Source organism: Streptomyces tsukubensis (genome assembly GCF_003932715.1).
GTDB classification, from domain to species: domain Bacteria; phylum Actinomycetota; class Actinomycetes; order Streptomycetales; family Streptomycetaceae; genus Streptomyces; species Streptomyces tsukubensis.
In genome coordinates this window covers 4,624,492-4,645,136 of record NZ_CP020700.1, presented here as the reverse complement: position 1 = coordinate 4,645,136, position 20,645 = coordinate 4,624,492, and the positions used below count along the sequence as shown (strand labels likewise).

Below are 20,645 nucleotides of genomic sequence, written 5' to 3'. Positions count from 1 at the left end.
GCGGTCACCGACCCGGTCGGCTCGTGTCAGCGCAGGCCGAGCAGTTCCGGGAGTTCCTTCATCGACGCGAAGTAGCCGGTGGCGCCTTGGAGTGCGGCGGCGGGCGTCATCGCGGTGAAGGCGTAGACGTCCATTCCGGCCGCGACCGCGGCGCGGACGCCCAGCGCGCTGTCCTCGACGACCGCGCACCGCTCGGGCGCGATTCCCATGCGCTCGGCGGCGTGCAGGAAGAGGTCCGGGGCCGGCTTGCCCCGGCCGACGTCCTGGGCGCTGAACACGATCTCTTGGGGGAACCAGAGGTCGAGCCCGGTCTTCCGGTGCCCGACCCGGATCCGCTGATGCGTTCCGGAGGAGGCGAGGCAGTACGGCACCTGGGCGGCCGACAGTGCGCCCAGTACGTCGGTCACTCCGTCGACGGTCTCCAGCTCCCGCTCGAAGGCGGCGAAGGTCCGCTCGTGCAGGGTCTCGTCGAACTCCGGGGGCAGCCGCTGCCCGGTCCGTTCCCTGACCAGGTCGTGTACGCGGTGCACCGCGGCGCCCATGTAGTCCCGCAGCGAGTCCTCGTACGTGGTGGGATGCCCCAGCTCCGTCAGATACCCGGCGAGGATGGCGTTGGCCACCGGCTCGCTGTCGACGAGTACTCCGTCGTTGTCGAAGATGATCAGGTCGTAGGTCATGCGTCCAGCCTAGAAGCCGACCCTGAGGGCCTCCGGTCCGGAAGATCTGCCGGAATACTTGCCTGGAAATGCAGAAAGGCCCCGCACAGTGTGCGGGGCCTTCCCATCAAAAATTGTTCGGCGGCGTCCTACTCTCCCACAGGGTCCCCCCTGCAGTACCATCGGCGCTGAAAGGCTTAGCTTCCGGGTTCGGAATGTAACCGGGCGTTTCCCTAACGCAATAACCACCGAAACACTATGAAACAAACAAACCGGAATCAACACGGTCGTTGCCTCAGAACTAACACAGTGGACGCGAGCAAATATGGACAAGCCCTCGGCCTATTAGTACCGGTCACCTCCACCAGTTACCTGGCTTCCAGATCCGGCCTATCAACCCAGTCGTCTACTGGGAGCCTTAACCCCTCAAAGGGGGTGGGAGTCCTCATCTCGAAGCAGGCTTCCCGCTTAGATGCTTTCAGCGGTTATCCTTTCCGAACGTAGCCAACCAGCCATGCCCTTGGCAGGACAACTGGCACACCAGAGGTTCGTCCGTCCCGGTCCTCTCGTACTAGGGACAGCCCTTCTCAAGACTCCTACGCGCACAGCGGATAGGGACCGAACTGTCTCACGACGTTCTAAACCCAGCTCGCGTACCGCTTTAATGGGCGAACAGCCCAACCCTTGGGACCGACTCCAGCCCCAGGATGCGACGAGCCGACATCGAGGTGCCAAACCATCCCGTCGATATGGACTCTTGGGGAAGATCAGCCTGTTATCCCCGGGGTACCTTTTATCCGTTGAGCGACGGCGCTTCCACAAGCCACCGCCGGATCACTAGTCCCGACTTTCGTCCCTGCTCGACCCGTCGGTCTCACAGTCAAGCTCCCTTGTGCACTTACACTCAACACCTGATTACCAACCAGGCTGAGGGAACCTTTGGGCGCCTCCGTTACTCTTTAGGAGGCAACCGCCCCAGTTAAACTACCCATCAGACACTGTCCCTGATCCGGATCACGGACCCAGGTTAGACATCCAGCACGACCAGAGTGGTATTTCAACAACGACTCCACAACCACTGGCGTGGCCGCTTCAAAGTCTCCCACCTATCCTACACAAGCCGAACCGAACACCAATATCAAACTGTAGTAAAGGTCCCGGGGTCTTTCCGTCCTGCTGCGCGAAACGAGCATCTTTACTCGTAGTGCAATTTCACCGGGCCTATGGTTGAGACAGTCGAGAAGTCGTTACGCCATTCGTGCAGGTCGGAACTTACCCGACAAGGAATTTCGCTACCTTAGGATGGTTATAGTTACCACCGCCGTTTACTGGCGCTTAAGTTCTCAGCTTCGCAACCCCGAAAGGTCACTAACCGGTCCCCTTAACGTTCCAGCACCGGGCAGGCGTCAGTCCGTATACATCGCCTTACGGCTTCGCACGGACCTGTGTTTTTAGTAAACAGTCGCTTCTCGCTGGTCTCTGCGGCCACCCCCAGCTCACATCGTAAAGACGATCACCAGGAATGGCCCCCCTTCTCCCGAAGTTACGGGGGCATTTTGCCGAGTTCCTTAACCATAGTTCACCCGAACGCCTCGGTATTCTCTACCTGACCACCTGAGTCGGTTTAGGGTACGGGCCGCCTTGAAACTCGCTAGAGGCTTTTCTCGACAGCATAGGATCATCCACTTCACCACAATCGGCTCGGCATCAGGTCTCACCCTCATGTGTGACGGATTTACCTACCACACGGGCTACACCCTTACCCCGGGACAACCACCGCCCGGGCTGGACTACCTTCCTGCGTCACCCCATCACTTACCTACTACCACCTCGGTTCAGCGGCTCCACCACTCCCCATCACTCCGAAGAGATCAAAGGCGGCTTCACGGCCTTAGCATCAGAGGATTCGATACTGGGCGCTTCAAAGCGGGTACCGGAATATCAACCGGTTGTCCATCGACTACGCCTGTCGGCCTCGCCTTAGGTCCCGACTTACCCTGGGCAGATCAGCTTGACCCAGGAACCCTTAGTCAATCGGCGCACACGTTTCCCACGTGTGTATCGCTACTCATGCCTGCATTCTCACTCGTGTACCATCCACCACTCGCTTACGCGGCGGCTTCACCCGGCACACGACGCTCCCCTACCCAACCCAACGGGCGTTGGCCCTATTGCTGGATTGACACGACTTCGGCGGTACGCTTGAGCCCCGCTACATTGTCGGCGCGGAATCACTTGACCAGTGAGCTATTACGCACTCTTTCAAGGGTGGCTGCTTCTAAGCCAACCTCCTGGTTGTCTCTGCGACTCCACATCCTTTCCCACTTAGCGTACGCTTAGGGGCCTTAGTCGATGCTCTGGGCTGTTTCCCTCTCGACCATGGAGCTTATCCCCCACAGTCTCACTGCCGCGCTCTCACTTACCGGCATTCGGAGTTTGGCTAAGGTCAGTAACCCGGTAGGGCCCATCGCCTATCCAGTGCTCTACCTCCGGCAAGAAACACACGACGCTGCACCTAAATGCATTTCGGGGAGAACCAGCTATCACGGAGTTTGATTGGCCTTTCACCCCTAACCACAGGTCATCCCCCAGGTTTTCAACCCTGGTGGGTTCGGTCCTCCACGACCTCTTACAGCCGCTTCAACCTGCCCATGGCTAGATCACTCCGCTTCGGGTCTTGAGCGCGCTACTAAATCGCCCTATTCGGACTCGCTTTCGCTACGGCTTCCCCACACGGGTTAACCTCGCAACACACCGCAAACTCGCAGGCTCATTCTTCAAAAGGCACGCAGTCACGAGAACGCAAGGCAAACCTCACGCTCCGACGCTCCCACGGCTTGTAGGCACACGGTTTCAGGTACTATTTCACTCCGCTCCCGCGGTACTTTTCACCATTCCCTCACGGTACTATCCGCTATCGGTCACCAGGGAATATTTAGGCTTAACGGGTGGTCCCGCCAGATTCACACGGGATTTCTCGGGCCCCGTGCTACTTGGGTGTCTCTTAAACGAGCCGCATGAATTTCAGCTACGGGGGTCTTACCCTCTACGCCGGGCCTTTCGCATGCCCTTCGCCTATCCATACGGTTTCTGACTCGTCCCACGGCCGGCAGACCGCAGAAAAGAGATCCCACAACCCCGCATACGCAACCCCTGCCGGGTATCACACGCATACGGTTTGGCCTCATCCGGTTTCGCTCGCCACTACTCCCGGAATCACGGTTGTTTTCTCTTCCTGAGGGTACTGAGATGTTTCACTTCCCCTCGTTCCCTCCACACTGCCTATGTGTTCAGCAGCGGGTGACAGCCCATGACGACTGCCGGGTTTCCCCATTCGGAAACCCCCGGATCAAAGCCTGGTTGACGACTCCCCGGGGACTATCGTGGCCTCCCACGTCCTTCATCGGTTCCTGGTGCCAAGGCATCCACCGTGCGCCCTTAAAAACTTGGCCACAGATGCTCGCGTCCACTGTGCAGTTCTCAAACAACGACCAGCCACCCGTCACCCCACCACATCAGCAGTGAGAACACCGGGGCCGGCACCGAAGACCAACAGACTCTCGTCCGTGCCCTCAGACACCCAACAGCGCGCCCAACACCCGACCATGATCCCCAGAAGCTTTCCACGCCGAAGCAGTACTGACTTCATGAACCATGATCGTGTGCCGAATAATCAACGTTCCACCCATGAGCAACCAGCACCGGACACTCGCCGGTGTACTGGCCCCTGACCGGCAAAAACCGGCAAGAAGTGCTCCTTAGAAAGGAGGTGATCCAGCCGCACCTTCCGGTACGGCTACCTTGTTACGACTTCGTCCCAATCGCCAGTCCCACCTTCGACAGCTCCCTCCCACAAGGGGTTGGGCCACCGGCTTCGGGTGTTACCGACTTTCGTGACGTGACGGGCGGTGTGTACAAGGCCCGGGAACGTATTCACCGCAGCAATGCTGATCTGCGATTACTAGCAACTCCGACTTCATGGGGTCGAGTTGCAGACCCCAATCCGAACTGAGACCGGCTTTTTGAGATTCGCTCCGCCTCACGGCATCGCAGCTCTTTGTACCGGCCATTGTAGCACGTGTGCAGCCCAAGACATAAGGGGCATGATGACTTGACGTCGTCCCCACCTTCCTCCGAGTTGACCCCGGCGGTCTCCCGTGAGTCCCCAACACCCCACAAGGGGGCTTGCTGGCAACACGGGACAAGGGTTGCGCTCGTTGCGGGACTTAACCCAACATCTCACGACACGAGCTGACGACAGCCATGCACCACCTGTACACCGACCACAAGGGGGGCACTATCTCTAATGCTTTCCGGTGTATGTCAAGCCTTGGTAAGGTTCTTCGCGTTGCGTCGAATTAAGCCACATGCTCCGCTGCTTGTGCGGGCCCCCGTCAATTCCTTTGAGTTTTAGCCTTGCGGCCGTACTCCCCAGGCGGGGAACTTAATGCGTTAGCTGCGGCACCGACGACGTGGAATGTCGCCAACACCTAGTTCCCAACGTTTACGGCGTGGACTACCAGGGTATCTAATCCTGTTCGCTCCCCACGCTTTCGCTCCTCAGCGTCAGTAATGGCCCAGAGATCCGCCTTCGCCACCGGTGTTCCTCCTGATATCTGCGCATTTCACCGCTACACCAGGAATTCCGATCTCCCCTACCACACTCTAGCCTGCCCGTATCGAATGCAGACCCGGGGTTAAGCCCCGGGCTTTCACACCCGACGTGACAAGCCGCCTACGAGCTCTTTACGCCCAATAATTCCGGACAACGCTTGCGCCCTACGTATTACCGCGGCTGCTGGCACGTAGTTAGCCGGCGCTTCTTCTGCAGGTACCGTCACTCTCGCTTCTTCCCTGCTGAAAGAGGTTTACAACCCGAAGGCCGTCATCCCTCACGCGGCGTCGCTGCATCAGGCTTTCGCCCATTGTGCAATATTCCCCACTGCTGCCTCCCGTAGGAGTCTGGGCCGTGTCTCAGTCCCAGTGTGGCCGGTCGCCCTCTCAGGCCGGCTACCCGTCGTCGCCTTGGTAGGCCATCACCCCACCAACAAGCTGATAGGCCGCGGGCTCATCCTGCACCGCCGGAGCTTTCAACCTTCAAGGATGCCCCCGAAGGTATTATCCGGTATTAGACCCCGTTTCCAGGGCTTGTCCCAGAGTGCAGGGCAGATTGCCCACGTGTTACTCACCCGTTCGCCACTAATCCACCACCGAAGCGGCTTCATCGTTCGACTTGCATGTGTTAAGCACGCCGCCAGCGTTCGTCCTGAGCCAGGATCAAACTCTCCGTGAATGTTTACCCGTAATCGGGTCCACACATCACGAGAGCGGGACAGCCGGAGGAATAATCCGACCGTCCACAGCGTCCTCGCTGTATGTGTTTCTTCAAAGGAACCTCATCCCCCAGCCACAAGGGCTCGGGAACGGGGTATCAACTAATCTGGCGTTGATTTTTGGCACGCTGTTGAGTTCTCAAGGAACGGACGCTTCCTTCAGGCCCTTTTCACCAGGCCCTCCGGGCTTTTCCCTTCGGTCTTGCGTTTCCGACTCTATCAGATCCTTTCGGGCCTGATTCCCGGTCGAAACTCGGGTTTGTCTTTCCGGCCCTGCGGCCGTTCCGACGTTTCAAACTCTAGCGGAATCTTTTCTCCGAAGCTAATCGGGTCTGCGTCCTGTCGAACGCGATTCCTCATTCCGTAAAACACATCGAAAAGCGGGCGACAGAGACTGTCGCTCGTTCGTCGTGTGGTCTTGCGGAATGGCTGCCCGGGGACCAACCGGAGTCGGCGCTCTCGTCGGGCAACTCGGAGAACACTACGGAGTCGCCGTGCCCACTGTCAAACCCGGGGTCGGGTGCCCTACGCTCCTGCCCATGACAACGCGTACGTGCCTTCTTCAGTGGTGGCCCGCCTGACGGCGGCCGCCAACTGCGCACGTACTGCATCACGGCCGCCGCTTCGGCGGCCGTAGTCGTTTCTCCCCCTCCGGGAGCCGGGCCGCCGGGGCGGTGGTCCCACGGAGACGAGGGAGAGGAGAACGGCGATGACACGGATCTTCAGTGGGGTGAAGCCCACGGGGCATCTGACGCTGGGGAACTACCTGGGGGCCATGCGCCGCTGGGTGGAGAGCGACCAGCACCGGGCGGACGGGCTCTTCTGCGTGGTCGACCTGCATGCGCTGACCGTGGCGCACGATCCGGCGAGGGTGCGGCGGCTCAGCCGGCAGACGGCGACGCTGCTGCTGGCGGCGGGGCTGGCCCCGGAGCTGTGCACCGTTTTCGTACAGAGTCATGTGGACGAGCACACCCGGTTGTCGTACCTGCTGGAGTGCACGGCTTCCGACGGGGAGCTGCGGCGGATGATCCAGTACAAGGAGAAGAGCGCGCTCGCGCTCCGGTCCGGGGAGAGCGTGCGGCTGTCGCTGCTGACGTATCCCGTGCTGATGGCGGCGGACATCCTGGTCTACGGGACGGACGAGGTGCCGGTCGGGGACGACCAGGCGCAGCACGTGGAGCTGACCCGGGATCTGGCGGTGCGGTTCAACCAGCGGTACGGGCATACGTTCACCGTGCCGAAGGCGGTGCATCCGGGGGTGGCGGCTCGGGTGATGGACCTGCAGGACCCGACGTCGAAGATGGGGAAGTCGCACGATTCGGGGGCGGGGATCGTCTATCTGCTCGACGATCCGGACCAGGTGCGGCGGAAGGTCATGCGCGCGGTCACCGACAGCGGGACCGAGGTCGTCCACGATCGTGAGACCAGTCCGGGGGTGGCGAATCTGCTGGAGATTCTCTCCGCCTGTTCGGGTGGGAACCCGGAGGAGCTGGCCGGTGTATACGAGTCGTACGGGGCGCTGAAGCGGGATACCGCGGATGCGGTGGTGGAGCTGCTGAGGCCGGTGCGGGAGCGGCATGCGGAGCTGGCGGCGGATCCGGGATACGTCGACGAGGTGCTGAGGAAGGGGGCTGAGCGGGCCGGAGAGCTGGCCCGGCCGCGAGTGGACGCGGCGTATGCGGCGGTCGGGCTGCTGCCGCGGCCGTCGCTGGTCGGTAGCAAGTAGCCGGTAGCCGATAGTCGGTAGTTGGTAGTCGGCTGGAGCCTCTCCTCGTCGGTGGCCGTGGGTGGGCACGGCCACCGACGGGGGTGGGTGGTCAGCCGTTGCCGGAGGCGAGTTCGCGGCTGCGGTCGCGGGCGGCTTCGAGGGCGGCGATCAGGGCGGCACGGACGCCGTGGTTTTCGAGTTCGCGGATGGCGCTGATGGTGGTGCCCGCGGGGGAGGTGACTGCTTCACGGAGTTTGACGGGGTGCTCGCCGCTGTCGCGGAGCATGACCGCGGCGCCGATGGCGGCCTGGACGATGAGGTCGTGGGCCTGGGCGCGGGGCAGGCCGAGGAGGATGCCCGCGTCGGTCATGGCCTCGACGAGGAAGTAGAAGTACGCGGGGCCCGAGCCGGAGAGGGCGGTGGCCGCGTCCTGCTGGGACTCGGGGACACGGAGGGTCTTGCCGACGCTGCCGAAGATCTCCTCGGTGTGGGCGAGGTGTCCGGGTGAGGCGTGGTGCCCGGCGGAGATGACGGACATGCCTTCGTCGACGAGTACGGGGGTGTTGGGCATGACACGGACCACGGGGGTGCCGGCGCCGAGGCGCTCCTCGATGAAGGAGGTGGTGATACCCGCGGCGGCGCTGATGACCAGGCGGTCGGGGGTGAGATGGGGGCTCAGTTCGTCGAGGAGCTTGCCCATGTCCTGGGGCTTGACGGCCAGGATGAGGGTGTCGGCCCGTTTGGCGGCTTCGAGGTTGGTGACGGGTTCGACTCCGTAGCGGGTGCGGAGCTCCTCGGCGCGGTCGGTGCGGCGGGTGGTGACCAGCAGATCGGCCGGCCGCCAGCCCCCGCGGATCATTCCGCTGAGAAGGGCTTCGCCGATCTTGCCGGTGCCGAGGACTGCGACTGTCTGGGTCATGGCTCTGTTCACCTCGCCGCTGGGGGGTTCTGGCCCCATCCTTGCACCGGTGGACGGGCGGTGAGTCCGTGACCGGGGCTCAGGGGGTGCGGCGGCGCAGGGTGGCCGCGCCGAGGGCGAGGACGAGGAGGGCGCAGCCCGCGACGACCAGGGTGTCGGCGACGAAGGCTTCGGTGGTGTCGGTGTGCTGCTGGACCTCGCGCATGGCGTCGACGGCGTACGACATGGGCAGGGCGTTGGAGACCGCTTCGAGGACGGGCTGCATGGAGGCGCGTGGGGCGAAGAGTCCGCAGAGCAGCAGCTGGGGAAAGATCACGGCCGGCATGAACTGGACGGCCTGGAATTCGGAGGTGGCGAAGGCGGAGACGAAGAGTCCGAGTGCGGTGCCGAGGAGGGCGTCGAGAACGGCGACCACCAGGAGGAGCCGGGCGGAGCCGGTGATGTCGAGGCCGAGGCCCCAGAGGGCGAGGCCGGTGGCGAGGAGCGACTGGACGACGGCGACCAGGCCGAAGGCGAGGGCGTAGCCGGCGATGAGGTCGGTTTTGGCCAGGGGCATGGCCAGGAGGCGTTCGAGGGTGCCGGAGGTGCGTTCGCGGAGGGTGGCGATGGAGGTCACCAGGAACATCGTGATCAGGGGGAAGATGCCCAGGAGGGAGGCGCCGATGGAGTCGAAGGTGTCGGGGCTGCCGTCGAAGACGTAGCGGAGCAGCAGGAGCATCACGCAGGGGACGAGCAGCATCAGGGCGATGGAGCGGCGGTCGTGGGCCAGTTGGCGCAGGACGCGGGCGGCGGTGGCCAGGGTGCGGGCGGTGCTCATCGGGTGGCCTCCTGGTCGGTGCTGCCGTTGATGCCGGTGCTGCCGGTGTTGCCGTTGATGCGGTGACGGCTGTGGTGCTGCTGCGGTGTCCGCGGGTGGCCGGGTACGGCTGTGGATACCGGCCGGGGGCGGGCGGCGGCCTCGTCGACGAGGTGGAGGAAGGCCGCTTCGACGGAGGGGGTGCGGGTGCGTTCGCGGAGGCCGTCGGGGGTGTCCTCGGCGAGGATCCGGCCGTCGCGCATCAGGAGGAGGCGGTGGCAGCGTTCGGCCTCGTCCATGACATGGGAGGAGACGAGGATCGTGGTGCCGCGTTCGGCGGCGAGGCGGTGGAAGAGGGTCCAGAGGTCGCGGCGGAGTACGGGGTCGAGGCCGACGGTGGGTTCGTCGAGGACGAGCAGCTCGGGGGTGCCGAGCAGGGCGACGGCCAGGGAGACCCGGCTGCGCTGGCCGCCGGAGAGGCGTCCGGCGAGGGTGTCGGTGTGCGAGGTGAGGTCGACGTCGGCAATGGCGCGGGTGACATCGGCCCGGCGGCCGGCGCGGTGCCGGCGGCCGGGCCGGAGGACGGCGGCGAAGTACTCCAGGTTCCGGCGGACGGTGAGGTCGTCGTAGACGGAGGGGGCCTGGGTGACGTAGCCGATGCGGGAGCGGAGGGCCGCGCTTCCCGCAGGCCGGCCGAGGACGTCGAGAGTGCCGGTGACCCGGGCCTGGGCGCCGACGAGCGTACGCATCAGGGTGGATTTGCCGCAGCCGGAGGGGCCCAGGAGACCGGTGATGCGGCCGGGCGGGACGGTGAAGTCGAGTGAGTGGAGGACGGTGCGGTCGCCGCGGGCGACGGTGAGGCCGCGTGCGAGTACGGCGATGCCCGAGGCATCGACGAAGGCACCCCCGGATTTATTCATCATGCGATGAATACTGCTCCTGGGGGTGCCGGCCGTCAAGCGTCCGGGGGGTCAGCTCATACCGGGGACGGCGGGGATCAGGCCGGGGGTGCGGCGGGCCAGCCGGAACGTGCGGATCGTCGAGAGCACGATCTGCTCCTTGAAGCGGGCCGCCGTGCGGCCGGTGAGGGAACGGGAGCGCGGGGAGTCGTCCCCTCTGACGAACTGGACCACCCCGTCCCGGCGGCCGAGGCTCACGCACTGGACGACATAGGCGAACTTCAGTGGTGCGGGCTGTTCGCCCCGGATCCCGGAGATGATCGAAGAGGCCGCGCGCGAGCCGGTGGGGAGGGCTGTCGCGCAGCCCATGCGCAGGGCGCCCGCGGTCGCGTTGTGGGCTGCGGCGGCGTCCCCGGCGGCGTAGATCTCGGGGTGGCTGACGGAGCGGAGGGTCTCGTCGACGGCGATCCGGCCGGTCGCGGGGTCGAGCGTCAGTCCGGCGGCGGAGGCCAGGCCGGTGTTGGGGACCATCGACGCCGACCAGACGACGGTGTCGGCGTCCACCGCCTCGGGGCCGGGGACGTCGATGCCCTCTTCGATCCGGACGCCGAGACCCGAGAGGACCGTGCGGATGTGGTCGCGGCTGCGGGCGGAGTGCCCGGCGGCGACGGGCCCCGAGGAGAGGAGGCGTATGGACCGGTCGGGGTAGGTCTCGGCCAGTTCGGCGGCCATCTCGATACCGGTGAGCCCGCCTCCGACGACGGCGACCGACCCCGGGGCTCCGCGCATCCGGTCGCGCAGGGCCGCGGCCGACTCGGCGGTGTGGAGACGGCCCTGCGATTCGACTGCGGCTTCGGCGGCAGCCGGGGTGCCCGTACGGCTGCCGAGGGCGTAGACCAGGCGGTCGTAGGGAAGCACCTGCCCGTCGTCGGTGGTGACCGTCCGTGCCGCCGGGTCCAGGGCCGCGGCCCGGGCCGCCACGTGCCGGACCCCGGTACCGCGCAGCAGCCCGGCCAGGGGGTGGCTGATATCGGTACGGGCCGCGGCGCGCTCATGGAGGCGGACCCGCTCGGTGAAGCGGTCGGCGGGGTCGACCAGGGTGACCCGGGCGTGCGGGGCGAGCCGCAGTGCGGCGAGCAGCCCCCCGTACCCGGCCCCCAGAACCGTCACCTGCGGCTTTTCGAGAGAGCTGCGCTGCTGCTGTGTCGTCGTCATACCCGGGTGACGACACGGCGGAGGCCGATGTGACAGGACGGCGCATTTTTCTCCGCCGCCGGTGTCACTCCGGGCCGCCGGCACCTCCGGCGGGCGGCACGCCGCGCAGGGCGGCGAAGTCGAGGTGGGCGAGTTTGTCGGGGTTGATGATGCAGTCGATACGGGCGATGCGGCCGTCGCGGACCGTGAACGAGTACACGGCGGCCCAGTCTCCGACCGGATCGGCGGCGACCAGCCCCGGGGCTCCGTTGATATCGCGGACCGCGATCCAGGAGCGGCCGGGGACGAACCTGCGCAGCACCTTGCCGAGGAAGTGGGCGACCTTCTCGCGGCCCACGACCGGGATCCTGGCCGCCATGACCTTGCCGCCGCCGTCGGAGCGCCAGACCACCTCGGGGTCGAGGATCTCCAGAAGCTGTTCCAGTTCGCCGCCGGTGACGGCGGCGAGGAAGGCCTCGACGGTACGGCGGTGCTCGGCGCGGTCGACCGAGCGGCGGGGCTCCTCGTCGCGGACCCGGCGGCGGGCCCGGGAGGCCAGTTGCCGTACGGAGTCGGGGCTGCGGCCCACCACGTCCGCGATCTCGGCGAACGGTACGGCGAAGACGTCGTGGAGGACGAGCGCGGTCCGTTCGGGCGGGCTGAGCCGTTCCATGACGGTGAGCAGGGCGGTGCCCACGGACTCGTCGAGCGTCGCCCGCTCCTCGGGCCCGCCTTCGGTGACGGTGACCAGCGGCTCGGGGAGCCACGTTCCGATGTACGTCTCGCGCCGGGCGCGGGCCGAGGTGAGCTGGTCGTAGCAGATCCGGCTGACCACGGTGGTCAGAAAGGCGCCCGGGGAGTCCGCCGTGCCGTCCGGCAGTTTCTGCCAGCGCAGCCAGGTCTCCTGTACGGCGTCGTCGGCGTCCGAGACGGAGCCGGTGATGCGGTAGGCGATGGCCCACAGTCGGCGGCGGTGCTTCTCGAACTCGGACAGCTCGGCCATGTCCCCGGTCCTCAGGTTGCGTGGGTTTTCGGGCTACGGATTCCGGATGCGGTGCCGCTGGGCGGCTTCGGTGGTGGTGACCGTCAGTTCGACCGTGTACGCCTCGGGGACCGTTCCGCCGGGGAAGACCTTCAGCAGTTCCGTCCGCTCCCGGTCCAGCAGTTCGGCGGCCCGGTCCCGGCCGAGGGTCAGCAGCAGGGAGTGGCTGCCGATGTTGTCGAGATGGGTGGTGAGCGGTACGGAACGGGTCCAGCGGAGGGTGCGGTGCACTGCGGGGAAGGCCGCGGGCAGTTCGCGGGCGGCTCCCGGTGAGCCGTTCGTCCACTCGGGGATCCACTGCCGGAAGCGGGCTCCCTGGGCGGCGAGCCAGGGCACGGAGTAGTCGGCGGCGTTCCACCACAGCGCCAGGGAGCCGCCGGGCCGCAGGACCCGGACGGCTTCGGGGAGGGAGCGTGCGGGGTCCGTCCAGTGCCACGACTGTGCGTAGGTGATCAGGTCCGCCCAGCCGCCGGCCAGTGGAAGGGCGTCGCCCACACCCCGTACCAGCGGAATCTCCGGGAGCGCCCGGTGGAACTCCCGCGCCATGCCCGCGCCCGGTTCCACGGCCGTGACCCGGGCACCGCGCCCGGCCAGCAGCCCGCTGGCGATCCCGGTGCCCGCGCCGACGTCGACGACGCGCGCCCCGCGCAGCGGCCGGCCGGTGATCTCCTCGACCGCGTCGAAGAGCGCGGGCGGATAGGTGGGGCGGGCCGCGGCGTACTGGGCGGCCGCGGCGTCGAAGGAGCGGGCGCGCGGCGAACCGGCGAGCGTTCCGGCGGGCGGGACCGGGCCGGGAGCCTGGTCCGGCGGTGCTTGCCGGGGTGGATGGGGCTGCTGTGGCGGGGAGTTCGTCATGGTGAGGATCCTGGCCGGGAAGCGGGGGTTCTACGCCCCGCTCGTGCAGCGTCCGGCCCGTGCGGGCCGGGCGTTCAGCGCTTGCGCTTCGGGCGGGCGGACCTGCCCGGGGACTCGGTGGTGCCGCGGGCGGCCGGGTTGCCCGTGCGGGTGCGGCGGCGTTTGTCGTACTGGGCGCGGGCCGTCTCGTACTCCCGGCGGTACAGGCCCTCCCCCGGTGCCTCCTTCAGGGCCCGGAAGCACCAGGCGAGCAGCACGCCGACGAAGCCGACCGTCCGCACGCTGCGCAGTGCGTCCGGGCCGACGGCACCCGACGGGCGGCGCGTGAAGCCCTCCCAGGTCTTGCGGAACGCGATCGCGCTGCACACCGCGAACATGACGATGACGAGGGCGTTCAGAATGCCCCCGACATCGGCGATGGTCAGTCCCTGGTAGCCCAGGCGCAGGGCGAGGGCGCCGACGGCCGCCGCGGCGGCCGCGCCCACGGCCACGCCCGCACGGCGCAGCCCGTACCCGCCGTCGTGGTCGACCCACGTCGTACCGAAGAAACGGATGGGCTCGGGCTGCGGACCGCTCGGGGTCGCCCCGTCATCGGTGGTCTTCTGCTGCTCGCTCACGAGCCCGATTATCCCCCGCGGGCGGCCGTCCCCCACGGGCCGGGGGTCCGGGGGCCGGACGGCGGGTGTCAGCAGCGGATGGCGACGTAGCCGTCGCTGCCGGTCCGGATGTAGGCGTCCGAGACGAACTCGCCGTTGCCGATGTTGTCCCAGATCCTCGACGTGCCGTACGGGCCCTTCACGGCCTGCCCCGGCTTCTGGCAGAAGATCGGCACCCGGGAGCCGACGGGCAGGGTGCGGATGATGTCGTACTGGGTGCCGGGGCCCGTCCGGACGTGGAGCGCGACGCCCGGGGCGACCGGGTAGTAGCGGACCGATGCCGTGACGTCGGAGGCCGCCGCCCCTGCCTCGGCGAGGGCGGCCGGACCGGCGAGCGGAACGTCGGTTTCCGGACGGGCTTCGTCGATTGCCATGGAAATCTCCCCCGTTGGTGTATCTGCGTACGGGTACGGTACGCCCCGCCCCGGCGCCCAACCACTGCGGTGTCGTACTCACCATCGACTAGGCTCCGAAGTTCGCGGGTGCGCACGATCGACCATCGGGGGTGGGGATGCCACCGCTGCGCAGCACTGGTCAGGCGTCGGAATCAGGACAACCGGAATACGCAGGCCAGTACCGGCTCGAAGCCTCTCTCGGGACCGGCGGCATGGGCGTGGTCCATCTGGCGACCTCCGCGTCGGGGCTGCGGCTCGCGGTCAAGGTCATTCATGCCGAGCACGCCACGGACCCCGAGTTCAGGGCGCGTTTCCGGCAGGAGGTCGCGGCGGCCAGACGGGTCAGCGGGGCCTTTACCGCCCCGGTCGTCGATGCCGACCCGGAGGCCGGACGGCCCTGGATGGCGACCCTCTTCATCGACGGTCCCACCCTTTCCGAACGGGTCAAGCGGAACGGTCCGATGGATCCCGAGGAGGCCCGTAGGGCGGGTGCCGGGCTGGCCGAGGCGCTGCGCGACATCCACCGGGTGGGGGTGGTCCACCGCGATCTGAAGCCCAGCAACGTGCTGCTCGCGCCGGACGGGCCGAAGGTCATCGACTTCGGGATCTCCCGGCCCGTGGACAGCGATCTGCGGACCGAGACGGGGAAGCTGATCGGTACGCCGCCGTTCATGGCGCCCGAGCAGTTCCAGCGGCCCCGGGAGGTCGGGCCGGCCGCCGATGTGTTCGCGATGGGCGCGGTGCTGGTCCACGCGATGACCGGGCGGGGGCCCTTCGACTCCGACAGCCCGTACATCGTCGCCTACCAGGTCGTGCACGACGAGCCCGATCTGGCGGGGGTGCCGTCGGGTCTCGTACCGCTGATCCGGCGCTGTCTGGCGAAGGATCCGGCGGCGCGGCCGACGCCGTACGAGCTGATGGTGGCGTTGCGGGAGGCATCGCCTTCGGCGTCGTACGACACCCAGGCTTATGTGCCGGTGCCGAGGTCGCCGGATCCGCGGGAGAGCGTGCCGGGGCCGCTGTTCGCGGACGGGGAGGCCGGTTCCGGGTCGGGTACGGGTACAGGTTCGGTGTTTCCTGAGGTGGGAGCGGGGGCGGGCGGTCCTTCGGAGCCGCCGTCCGGGGGTGGGGCCGCCGGTCCGAAGCGGAAGCGGCGGCGGTGGGCCGTCGCGGCGGCCGCGCTCGTCGTGCTCGTGGCGGGCGGTGCCGTGGTGGCCCGGACCGCCGGGGACGGTTCCGGACCGGATTCCGGATCGGGATCGGGTTCCGGTTCCGCTGCCCGGTCCGGTACGGCCGCGGCACGGTCGGACGCCGCTGCCGGTGCTCCGGAGAAGTGGAGCGTCCGGCTCGGGGAGGCGCGCGGCGAGGAACGTACCCCGGCGTGCACGCTCGCGCCCGATGCGGCGGCGCTCTTCTGTGCCGCGCCCGGGGTGCGGGCCGCCCGGCTCGACCCGGCAACCGGCCGCACGGTGTGGTCCCGGCCCGCGGGCAAGGGCGCCCCGGCGGACATCGGACCGCGCGCCCCGGTCTTCGCGGGCGGCCTGGTCCATGTCCGGCCCCCCGGCGGCGGACCGGCCGAAGCGCTCGACCCGGCGACGGGCACCCCGCGCTGGTCGACTCCGGTCCGGCCCTACGAGGCCGTGCGCCATGTCGGCGATCTGGTGCTGCTGGTCCGGAACGACGGGCGGGTACGGGCCCTGGACGCCAGGACCGGCCGTGAGCGGTGGCAGGCCCGGCACGGTTCGGGCGGCGTCGCCGAGTGGGTCGACGGCGGGCGTACCGTCTACGCCGTGGCACCGGAGACCAGCGGGGCGGGCACCACCGTCCGCGCGGTCGACCCGGACACCGGCCTGCTGCTGCGGCAGCACCGGCTGGAAGGCACCCTGCGGCCCGCGGGATACGCGTCCGGCGCGCTCCTCCTGATCACCACCGACGCGAGCGGAAGCACGGACGCGGTCGTCCGGCTCACTCCCGGGGACGGCGCGCGCGGGCGCGCGGTGGAGCGCATCGCACTGGACGCGCCGGTTCCGCAGGCACAGGCCGTGGTCTCCGGCGGAGCGGTGTACCTCAGCGGGGCGGGCGGATCCCTGGTAGCCGTACGGCTCGGGCGGGCCGGCGGACCGGCGGCGGCGCAGTCGTGGCGGCTGGAGACCGGGGCGACGCATCTGTCACGGCCGGTCACCGGCGGGCCCGCGGTCTTCGTCGGCGCCGGGGACGGCCGGCTGCTCGCGGTGCACGCGGACCGCGGCAGGCTCCTCGGCCAGACCGACCCCCGGATGGACGGCGGAGCCCGTACCTACACGTCCTTCCTGCCCGCCCCGGTCGCGGCCGGAGACCGGGTGTTCGGTACGGCTCCGGACGGTTCGGTCTACGCGATGGCGTCGTCGGACCCGGCACGGTTCTGAACGGCGGGCCCGGTCCCGCCGGGGCGCCGGATACGGCGGTGGCCGGGACCCCCGGTGAGGGATCCCGGCCACCGGCCGGACAGAGAAGGACCCGCGCGGGGCCGGGCGGGAGCGCCGCCGCGGTCAGCCCAGGCGGGAGACGTCCCGCACCGCACCCTTGTCGGCGCTCGTCGCCATCGCCGCGTACGCCCGCAGCGCCGCCGACACCTTCCGCTCGCGCGACTTGGGCGCGTACACCCCGCCCAGCGCCTCCCGGCGGGCCGCCAGCTCCTCCTCCGGCACCAGCAGTTCGATCGAACGGCCGGGGATGTCGATACGGATCCGGTCGCCGTCCTCGACCAGGGCGATCGTGCCGCCCGAAGCCGCCTCGGGCGACGCATGACCGATGGACAGGCCCGACGTACCGCCGGAGAACCGGCCGTCGGTCACCAGCGCACAGACCTTGCCCAGGCCCCGGCCCTTGAGGAAGGACGTCGGGTAGAGCATCTCCTGCATCCCGGGACCGCCCCTGGGGCCCTCGTAGCGGATGACGACGACGTCGCCCGCGGTGATCTCCTTGCGGAGGATCTTGTCGACGGCCTCGTCCTGCGATTCGCAGACCACGGCCGGGCCCTCGAAGGTCCAGATCGACTCGTCGACGCCCGCGGTCTTCACCACACAGCCGTCGACCGCCAGATTGCCCTTCAGCACGGCGAGACCGCCGTCCTTGCTGTACGCGTGGGCGGCGTCGCGGATGCAGCCGTTCGCCGCGTCGGTGTCGAGGGTCTCCCACCGCTCGGACTGGGAGAACGCCTCGGCGGAGCGGACGCAGCCGGGGGCCGCGTGCCACAGCTCGACGGCCTCGGCGGACGGGGAGCCGCCGCGGACGTCCCAGGTGTCCAGCCACTGCTTGATGGAGGGCGAGTGGACGGTGTGGACGTCCTGGTTCAGCAGCCCGGCGCGGTACAGCTCGCCGAGGATGGCGGGGATGCCGCCGGCCCGGTGGACGTCCTCCATGTAGTACGTGCCCTGGGGCGCGACGTTCGGCGCGACCTTCGCCAGGCACGGCACCCGGCGCGACACGGCGTCGATGTCGTCGAGACCGTAGTCCAGCTCGGCCTCCTGCGCGGCGGCCAGCAGATGGAGGATCGTGTTCGTCGAGCCGCCCATGGCGATATCGAGGGCCATGGCGTTGTCGAAGGCGGCGCGGGTCGCGATGTTCCGGGGCAGGACGCTCGCGTCGTCCTGCTCGTAGTACCGCTGGGTGATCTCGACGACCGTACGGCCCGCGTTCTCGTACAGGGCGCGGCGGGCGGTGTGGGTGGCGAGGACCGAGCCGTTGCCCGGCAGGGAGAGCCCCATGGCCTCGGTGAGGCAGTTCATCGAGTTGGCGGTGAACATGCCGGAACAGGAGCCGCAGGTCGGACAGGCGTTCTCCTCGACGCGGAGCAGGTCCTCGTCGGAGACGCTCTCGTCGACCGCGTCGACCATGGCGTTGATCAGGTCGAGCTTGCGGACCGTGCCGTTGACCAGGGTCGCCCGGCCGGCCTCCATCGGACCGCCGGAGACGAAGACCGTCGGGATGTTCAGGCGCAGGGCGGCGTTGAGCATGCCCGGGGTGATCTTGTCGCAGTTGGAGATGCAGATCAGGGCGTCGGCGCAGTGCGCCTCGACCATGTACTCCACACTGTCCGCGATCAGGTCGCGGGAGGGGAGGGAGTACAGCATTCCGCCGTGGCCCATGGCGATGCCGTCGTCGACCGCGATGGTGTTGAACTCGCGCGGGACCGCGCCCGCGGCCTTGATCGCCTCGCTGACGATCCGCCCGACCGGCTGGAGGTGGGTATGCCCGGGGACGAACTCGGTGAAGGAGTTCGCCACGGCGATGATCGGCTTGCCGATGTCCGCGCTCGCTACGCCCGAGGCGCGCATCAGGGCGCGGGCCCCTGCCATATTCCGGCCGTGGGTGACTGTGCGGGACCTCAGCTCGGGCATCGTCGCTCGCTCCTCGGTAGGTCGGTCAATGGAGAAATCCTACGCCCGGACTCCAAGATCTGGACATTCTGTCCGGAATACGGGATCGGATACGGGACGGGACGAGACGGGGTACGGGTCCGTGGCACCGCGGCGGGCGGGCGCGGGGGTCTCGCGTCTCAGGGCCCGGCCGGGCCCTCCCCGGTCAGATGGTGCTGGAGGGCCGGGGCCACCAGCCGGACGACCTCCTCCGGATCGGCCGACGCGAGCGGCTCGGTGCGGAGCACGTACCGCAGGATCGTGACCCCGATCATCTGGGCCGCCGCCAGCTCGGCCCGCAGCCGCGGGTCCGGGACCGCGAGCCGCTCCGCGACCCGCGCCAGCAGCCTGTTCAGTACGAAATCCCGGAAGACGGCCGCGGCGGCCTCGTTGGTGAGGGCCGACCGGACGATCGCGAGGAGCGGGGCGCGGGAGCCAGGGTTCTCCCATACTCCCAGGTAGAAGCGGGCGAGCCGCTCGCCGATACCGTCCAGGTCCGGGGCCGCTCCGGCCGCGGGCCCCCCGGGCGGTGTGTCGCCGAAGATCGCCGCGAGCGCCGCCGCGGGTTCGAAGGAGGTCTCGACGGCCGCGGCGAAGACGTCGTCCTTCGTACCGAAGTAGTGGTGGACCAGGGCCGCGTCCACGCCCGCCGCCCGGGCGATCCCGCGCATGGTGGCCTTGTCGTAGCCGCGCTCGGCGAACTGTTCCCGGGCCGCGTACAGGATCCGCTCCCGGGCGCCGGGGCCCTCGGGGGCTTCGGTACGGGCCGGGCGGCCGCGGCCGCGGCGGGGCGGTGCTCCCGCGGAAGCGGCCGTACCTCCGGAGCGGGAGGAGTCGGGCGGGGTGTTTGGGGGTTCTGGGGTGTTTGTGGCGTCCGTCATGCGCGGCGCACTCCCCGGCCTGTGCCGCCGCCATCCGCGAGGCCCGCCCCGGCGTCCGGGCGCTCCGCCGCCGCGGCGGACAGATGGAGCCGGGTGAAGGCCAGCGCCTCCGCGAGATCGGCCTCGCGTTCGGCCGACGACATCGCCCGCCGGGTATTGACCTCGATGACCACATGGCCTTCGTAGCCGCTGTCGGAGAGCCGCCTGAGCAGCTCCGCGCAGGGCTGGTCGCCGCGGCCCGGCACCAGGTGTTCGTCCTTCGCGGACCCCTTGCCGTCGGCCATGTGCACATGGCCGAGCCGGTCGCCCATGCGGTCGACCATGGCCAGGGTGTCGGTCCGGGCGGTCGCCGTATGGGAGAGGTCGATCGTGAAGTGGCGGTAGTCGTCCTTGGTGACGTCCCATTCGGGGGCGTACGCGAGCATCTCGCGGTCCCGGTAGCGCCACGGGTACATGTTCTCCACCGCGAACCGGACATCCGTCTCGTCCGCCATCCGCCAGATGCCCTCGACGAAGTCGCGGGCGTACTGCCGCTGCCAGCGGAACGGCGGATGGACGACGACGGTCGACGCGCCCAGGGTCTCGGCGGCGGCCCGGGCCCGCTGGAGCTTGACCCACGGGTCGGTGGACCAGACCCGCTGGGTGATCAGCAGACAGGGCGCGTGGACCGCCCGGATCGGCATCGCGTGGTAGTCGGCGAGGCCGCGCAGCGCCTCCACGTCCTGGCTGACCGGGTCCGTCCAGACCATCACCTCGACGCCGTCGTAGCCGAGGCGGGCGGCGATCTCGAAGGCGGTGGCGGTGGACTCCGGATAGACGGAGGCGGTGGAGAGCAGCACCTGGGGGCCGGGCGCCCGGAGGATGTCCCGGCGCACGGCGCCGTCCGCCCGTGGGGCGCGGTCCGCCGTCCCGTC

Annotated in this window: 14 protein-coding genes and 3 rRNA genes; 2 read left to right on the top strand and 15 right to left on the bottom strand. The window is 68.4% G+C overall.

Annotated elements, in window-relative coordinates; all coding sequences use genetic code 11:
• Positions 1-26: 26 nt before the first annotated feature.
• From B7R87_RS19025 to B7R87_RS19010, 4 genes are all read right to left on the bottom strand, one after another.
• The gene (locus B7R87_RS19025) at positions 27-677 is read right to left on the bottom strand and encodes an HAD family hydrolase (protein WP_006347442.1); all 651 of its coding nucleotides are present in this window, start codon (positions 675-677) and stop codon (positions 27-29) included.
• Between the two features lie 115 nt (positions 678-792).
• Positions 793-909 (bottom strand): 5S ribosomal RNA (gene rrf / locus B7R87_RS19020).
• 72 nt (positions 910-981) lie between these two features.
• Positions 982-4,108 (bottom strand): 23S ribosomal RNA (locus B7R87_RS19015).
• Between the two features lie 310 nt (positions 4,109-4,418).
• Positions 4,419-5,949, bottom strand: a 16S ribosomal RNA gene (locus B7R87_RS19010).
• The 16S, 23S and 5S rRNA genes sit together here, the layout of an rRNA operon.
• 749 nt (positions 5,950-6,698) lie before the next feature.
• Here B7R87_RS19010 and trpS point away from each other — a divergent pair.
• Positions 6,699-7,715, top strand: coding sequence for a tryptophan--tRNA ligase (trpS, locus tag B7R87_RS19005; RefSeq protein WP_006347443.1), 1,017 nt, complete (start codon positions 6,699-6,701; stop codon positions 7,713-7,715).
• 91 nt (positions 7,716-7,806) lie between these two features.
• Here the strand turns inward: trpS and proC are convergent, their stop codons facing one another.
• From proC to B7R87_RS18965, 8 genes are all read right to left on the bottom strand, one after another.
• Complete coding sequence (gene proC, locus B7R87_RS19000; RefSeq protein WP_006347444.1) at positions 7,807-8,616, bottom strand: pyrroline-5-carboxylate reductase; 810 nt, start codon at positions 8,614-8,616, stop codon at positions 7,807-7,809.
• A gap of 79 nt (positions 8,617-8,695) precedes the next feature.
• Positions 8,696-9,433 carry an ABC transporter permease gene (locus tag B7R87_RS18995; protein WP_006347445.1) on the bottom strand — a complete coding sequence of 246 codons (738 nt, stop codon included), beginning with the start codon at positions 9,431-9,433 and terminating at the stop codon, positions 8,696-8,698.
• Positions 9,430-10,335, bottom strand: coding sequence for an ABC transporter ATP-binding protein (locus tag B7R87_RS18990; protein ID WP_006347446.1), 906 nt, complete (start codon positions 10,333-10,335; stop codon positions 9,430-9,432). Before B7R87_RS18990 ends, B7R87_RS18995 begins: the two co-directional genes overlap by 4 nt.
• Positions 10,336-10,383: 48 nt before the next feature.
• Positions 10,384-11,526 carry an NAD(P)/FAD-dependent oxidoreductase gene (locus B7R87_RS18985; protein ID WP_040915022.1) on the bottom strand — a complete coding sequence of 381 codons (1,143 nt, stop codon included), beginning with the start codon at positions 11,524-11,526 and terminating at the stop codon, positions 10,384-10,386.
• 64 nt (positions 11,527-11,590) lie between these two features.
• Positions 11,591-12,508 carry an RNA polymerase sigma factor SigJ gene (sigJ, locus tag B7R87_RS18980; protein ID WP_006347448.1) on the bottom strand — a complete coding sequence of 306 codons (918 nt, stop codon included), beginning with the start codon at positions 12,506-12,508 and terminating at the stop codon, positions 11,591-11,593.
• A 33-nt stretch (positions 12,509-12,541) separates the two neighbouring features.
• Positions 12,542-13,402 (bottom strand): class I SAM-dependent methyltransferase, encoded by an 861-nt coding sequence (locus B7R87_RS18975; protein WP_130584939.1) that lies wholly within the window; start codon positions 13,400-13,402, stop codon positions 12,542-12,544.
• 74 nt (positions 13,403-13,476) lie between these two features.
• Complete coding sequence (locus B7R87_RS18970; protein WP_006347450.1) at positions 13,477-14,019, bottom strand: hypothetical protein; 543 nt, start codon at positions 14,017-14,019, stop codon at positions 13,477-13,479.
• Between the two features lie 68 nt (positions 14,020-14,087).
• Positions 14,088-14,432: a hypothetical protein gene (locus B7R87_RS18965; RefSeq protein ID WP_006347451.1), complete on the bottom strand. Its 345-nt coding sequence runs from the start codon at positions 14,430-14,432 to the stop codon at positions 14,088-14,090.
• A 137-nt stretch (positions 14,433-14,569) separates the two neighbouring features.
• Here B7R87_RS18965 and B7R87_RS18960 point away from each other — a divergent pair, with 137 nt between their 5' ends.
• Entirely contained in the window at positions 14,570-16,858 is a 2,289-nt protein-coding gene (locus B7R87_RS18960; RefSeq protein ID WP_157997791.1) for a protein kinase domain-containing protein, read from the top strand.
• Positions 16,859-16,981: 123 nt separating this feature from the next.
• Here the strand turns inward: B7R87_RS18960 and ilvD are convergent, their stop codons facing one another.
• The 3 genes from ilvD to B7R87_RS18945 all read right to left on the bottom strand — a co-directional run bounded on the left by ilvD (position 16,982) and on the right by B7R87_RS18945 (position 20,606).
• The gene (gene ilvD / locus B7R87_RS18955) at positions 16,982-18,832 is read right to left on the bottom strand and encodes a dihydroxy-acid dehydratase (RefSeq protein WP_006347454.1); all 1,851 of its coding nucleotides are present in this window, start codon (positions 18,830-18,832) and stop codon (positions 16,982-16,984) included.
• Positions 18,833-18,990: 158 nt separating this feature from the next.
• Positions 18,991-19,731 (bottom strand): TetR/AcrR family transcriptional regulator, encoded by a 741-nt coding sequence (locus tag B7R87_RS18950; RefSeq protein WP_006347455.1) that lies wholly within the window; start codon positions 19,729-19,731, stop codon positions 18,991-18,993.
• Positions 19,728-20,606, bottom strand: a complete 879-nt coding sequence (locus B7R87_RS18945) for a sugar phosphate isomerase/epimerase family protein (protein WP_006347456.1) — start codon at positions 20,604-20,606, stop codon at positions 19,728-19,730. Before B7R87_RS18945 ends, B7R87_RS18950 begins: the two co-directional genes overlap by 4 nt.
• Positions 20,607-20,645 lie beyond the last annotated feature (39 nt).

Excerpts from the sequence above, each read along its gene's own strand:
- ilvD (WP_006347454.1), bottom strand. The coding sequence starts at position 18,832 with ATGCCCGAGCTGAGGTCCCGCACAGTCACCCACGGCCGGAATATGGCA.
- trpS (WP_006347443.1), top strand. The coding sequence starts at position 6,699 with ATGACACGGATCTTCAGTGGGGTGAAGCCCACGGGGCATCTGACGCTG.
- B7R87_RS18960 (WP_157997791.1), top strand. The coding sequence starts at position 14,570 with ATGCCACCGCTGCGCAGCACTGGTCAGGCGTCGGAATCAGGACAACCG.
- B7R87_RS18950 (WP_006347455.1), bottom strand. The coding sequence starts at position 19,731 with ATGACGGACGCCACAAACACCCCAGAACCCCCAAACACCCCGCCCGAC.
- B7R87_RS19025 (WP_006347442.1), bottom strand. The coding sequence starts at position 677 with ATGACCTACGACCTGATCATCTTCGACAACGACGGAGTACTCGTCGAC.
- B7R87_RS18975 (WP_130584939.1), bottom strand. The coding sequence starts at position 13,402 with ATGACGAACTCCCCGCCACAGCAGCCCCATCCACCCCGGCAAGCACCG.
- B7R87_RS18985 (WP_040915022.1), bottom strand. The coding sequence starts at position 11,526 with ATGACGACGACACAGCAGCAGCGCAGCTCTCTCGAAAAGCCGCAGGTG.
- proC (WP_006347444.1), bottom strand. The coding sequence starts at position 8,616 with ATGACCCAGACAGTCGCAGTCCTCGGCACCGGCAAGATCGGCGAAGCC.
- B7R87_RS18995 (WP_006347445.1), bottom strand. The coding sequence starts at position 9,433 with ATGAGCACCGCCCGCACCCTGGCCACCGCCGCCCGCGTCCTGCGCCAA.
- B7R87_RS18990 (WP_006347446.1), bottom strand. The coding sequence starts at position 10,335 with ATGATGAATAAATCCGGGGGTGCCTTCGTCGATGCCTCGGGCATCGCC.
- B7R87_RS18965 (WP_006347451.1), bottom strand. The coding sequence starts at position 14,432 with ATGGCAATCGACGAAGCCCGTCCGGAAACCGACGTTCCGCTCGCCGGT.
- sigJ (WP_006347448.1), bottom strand. The coding sequence starts at position 12,508 with ATGGCCGAGCTGTCCGAGTTCGAGAAGCACCGCCGCCGACTGTGGGCC.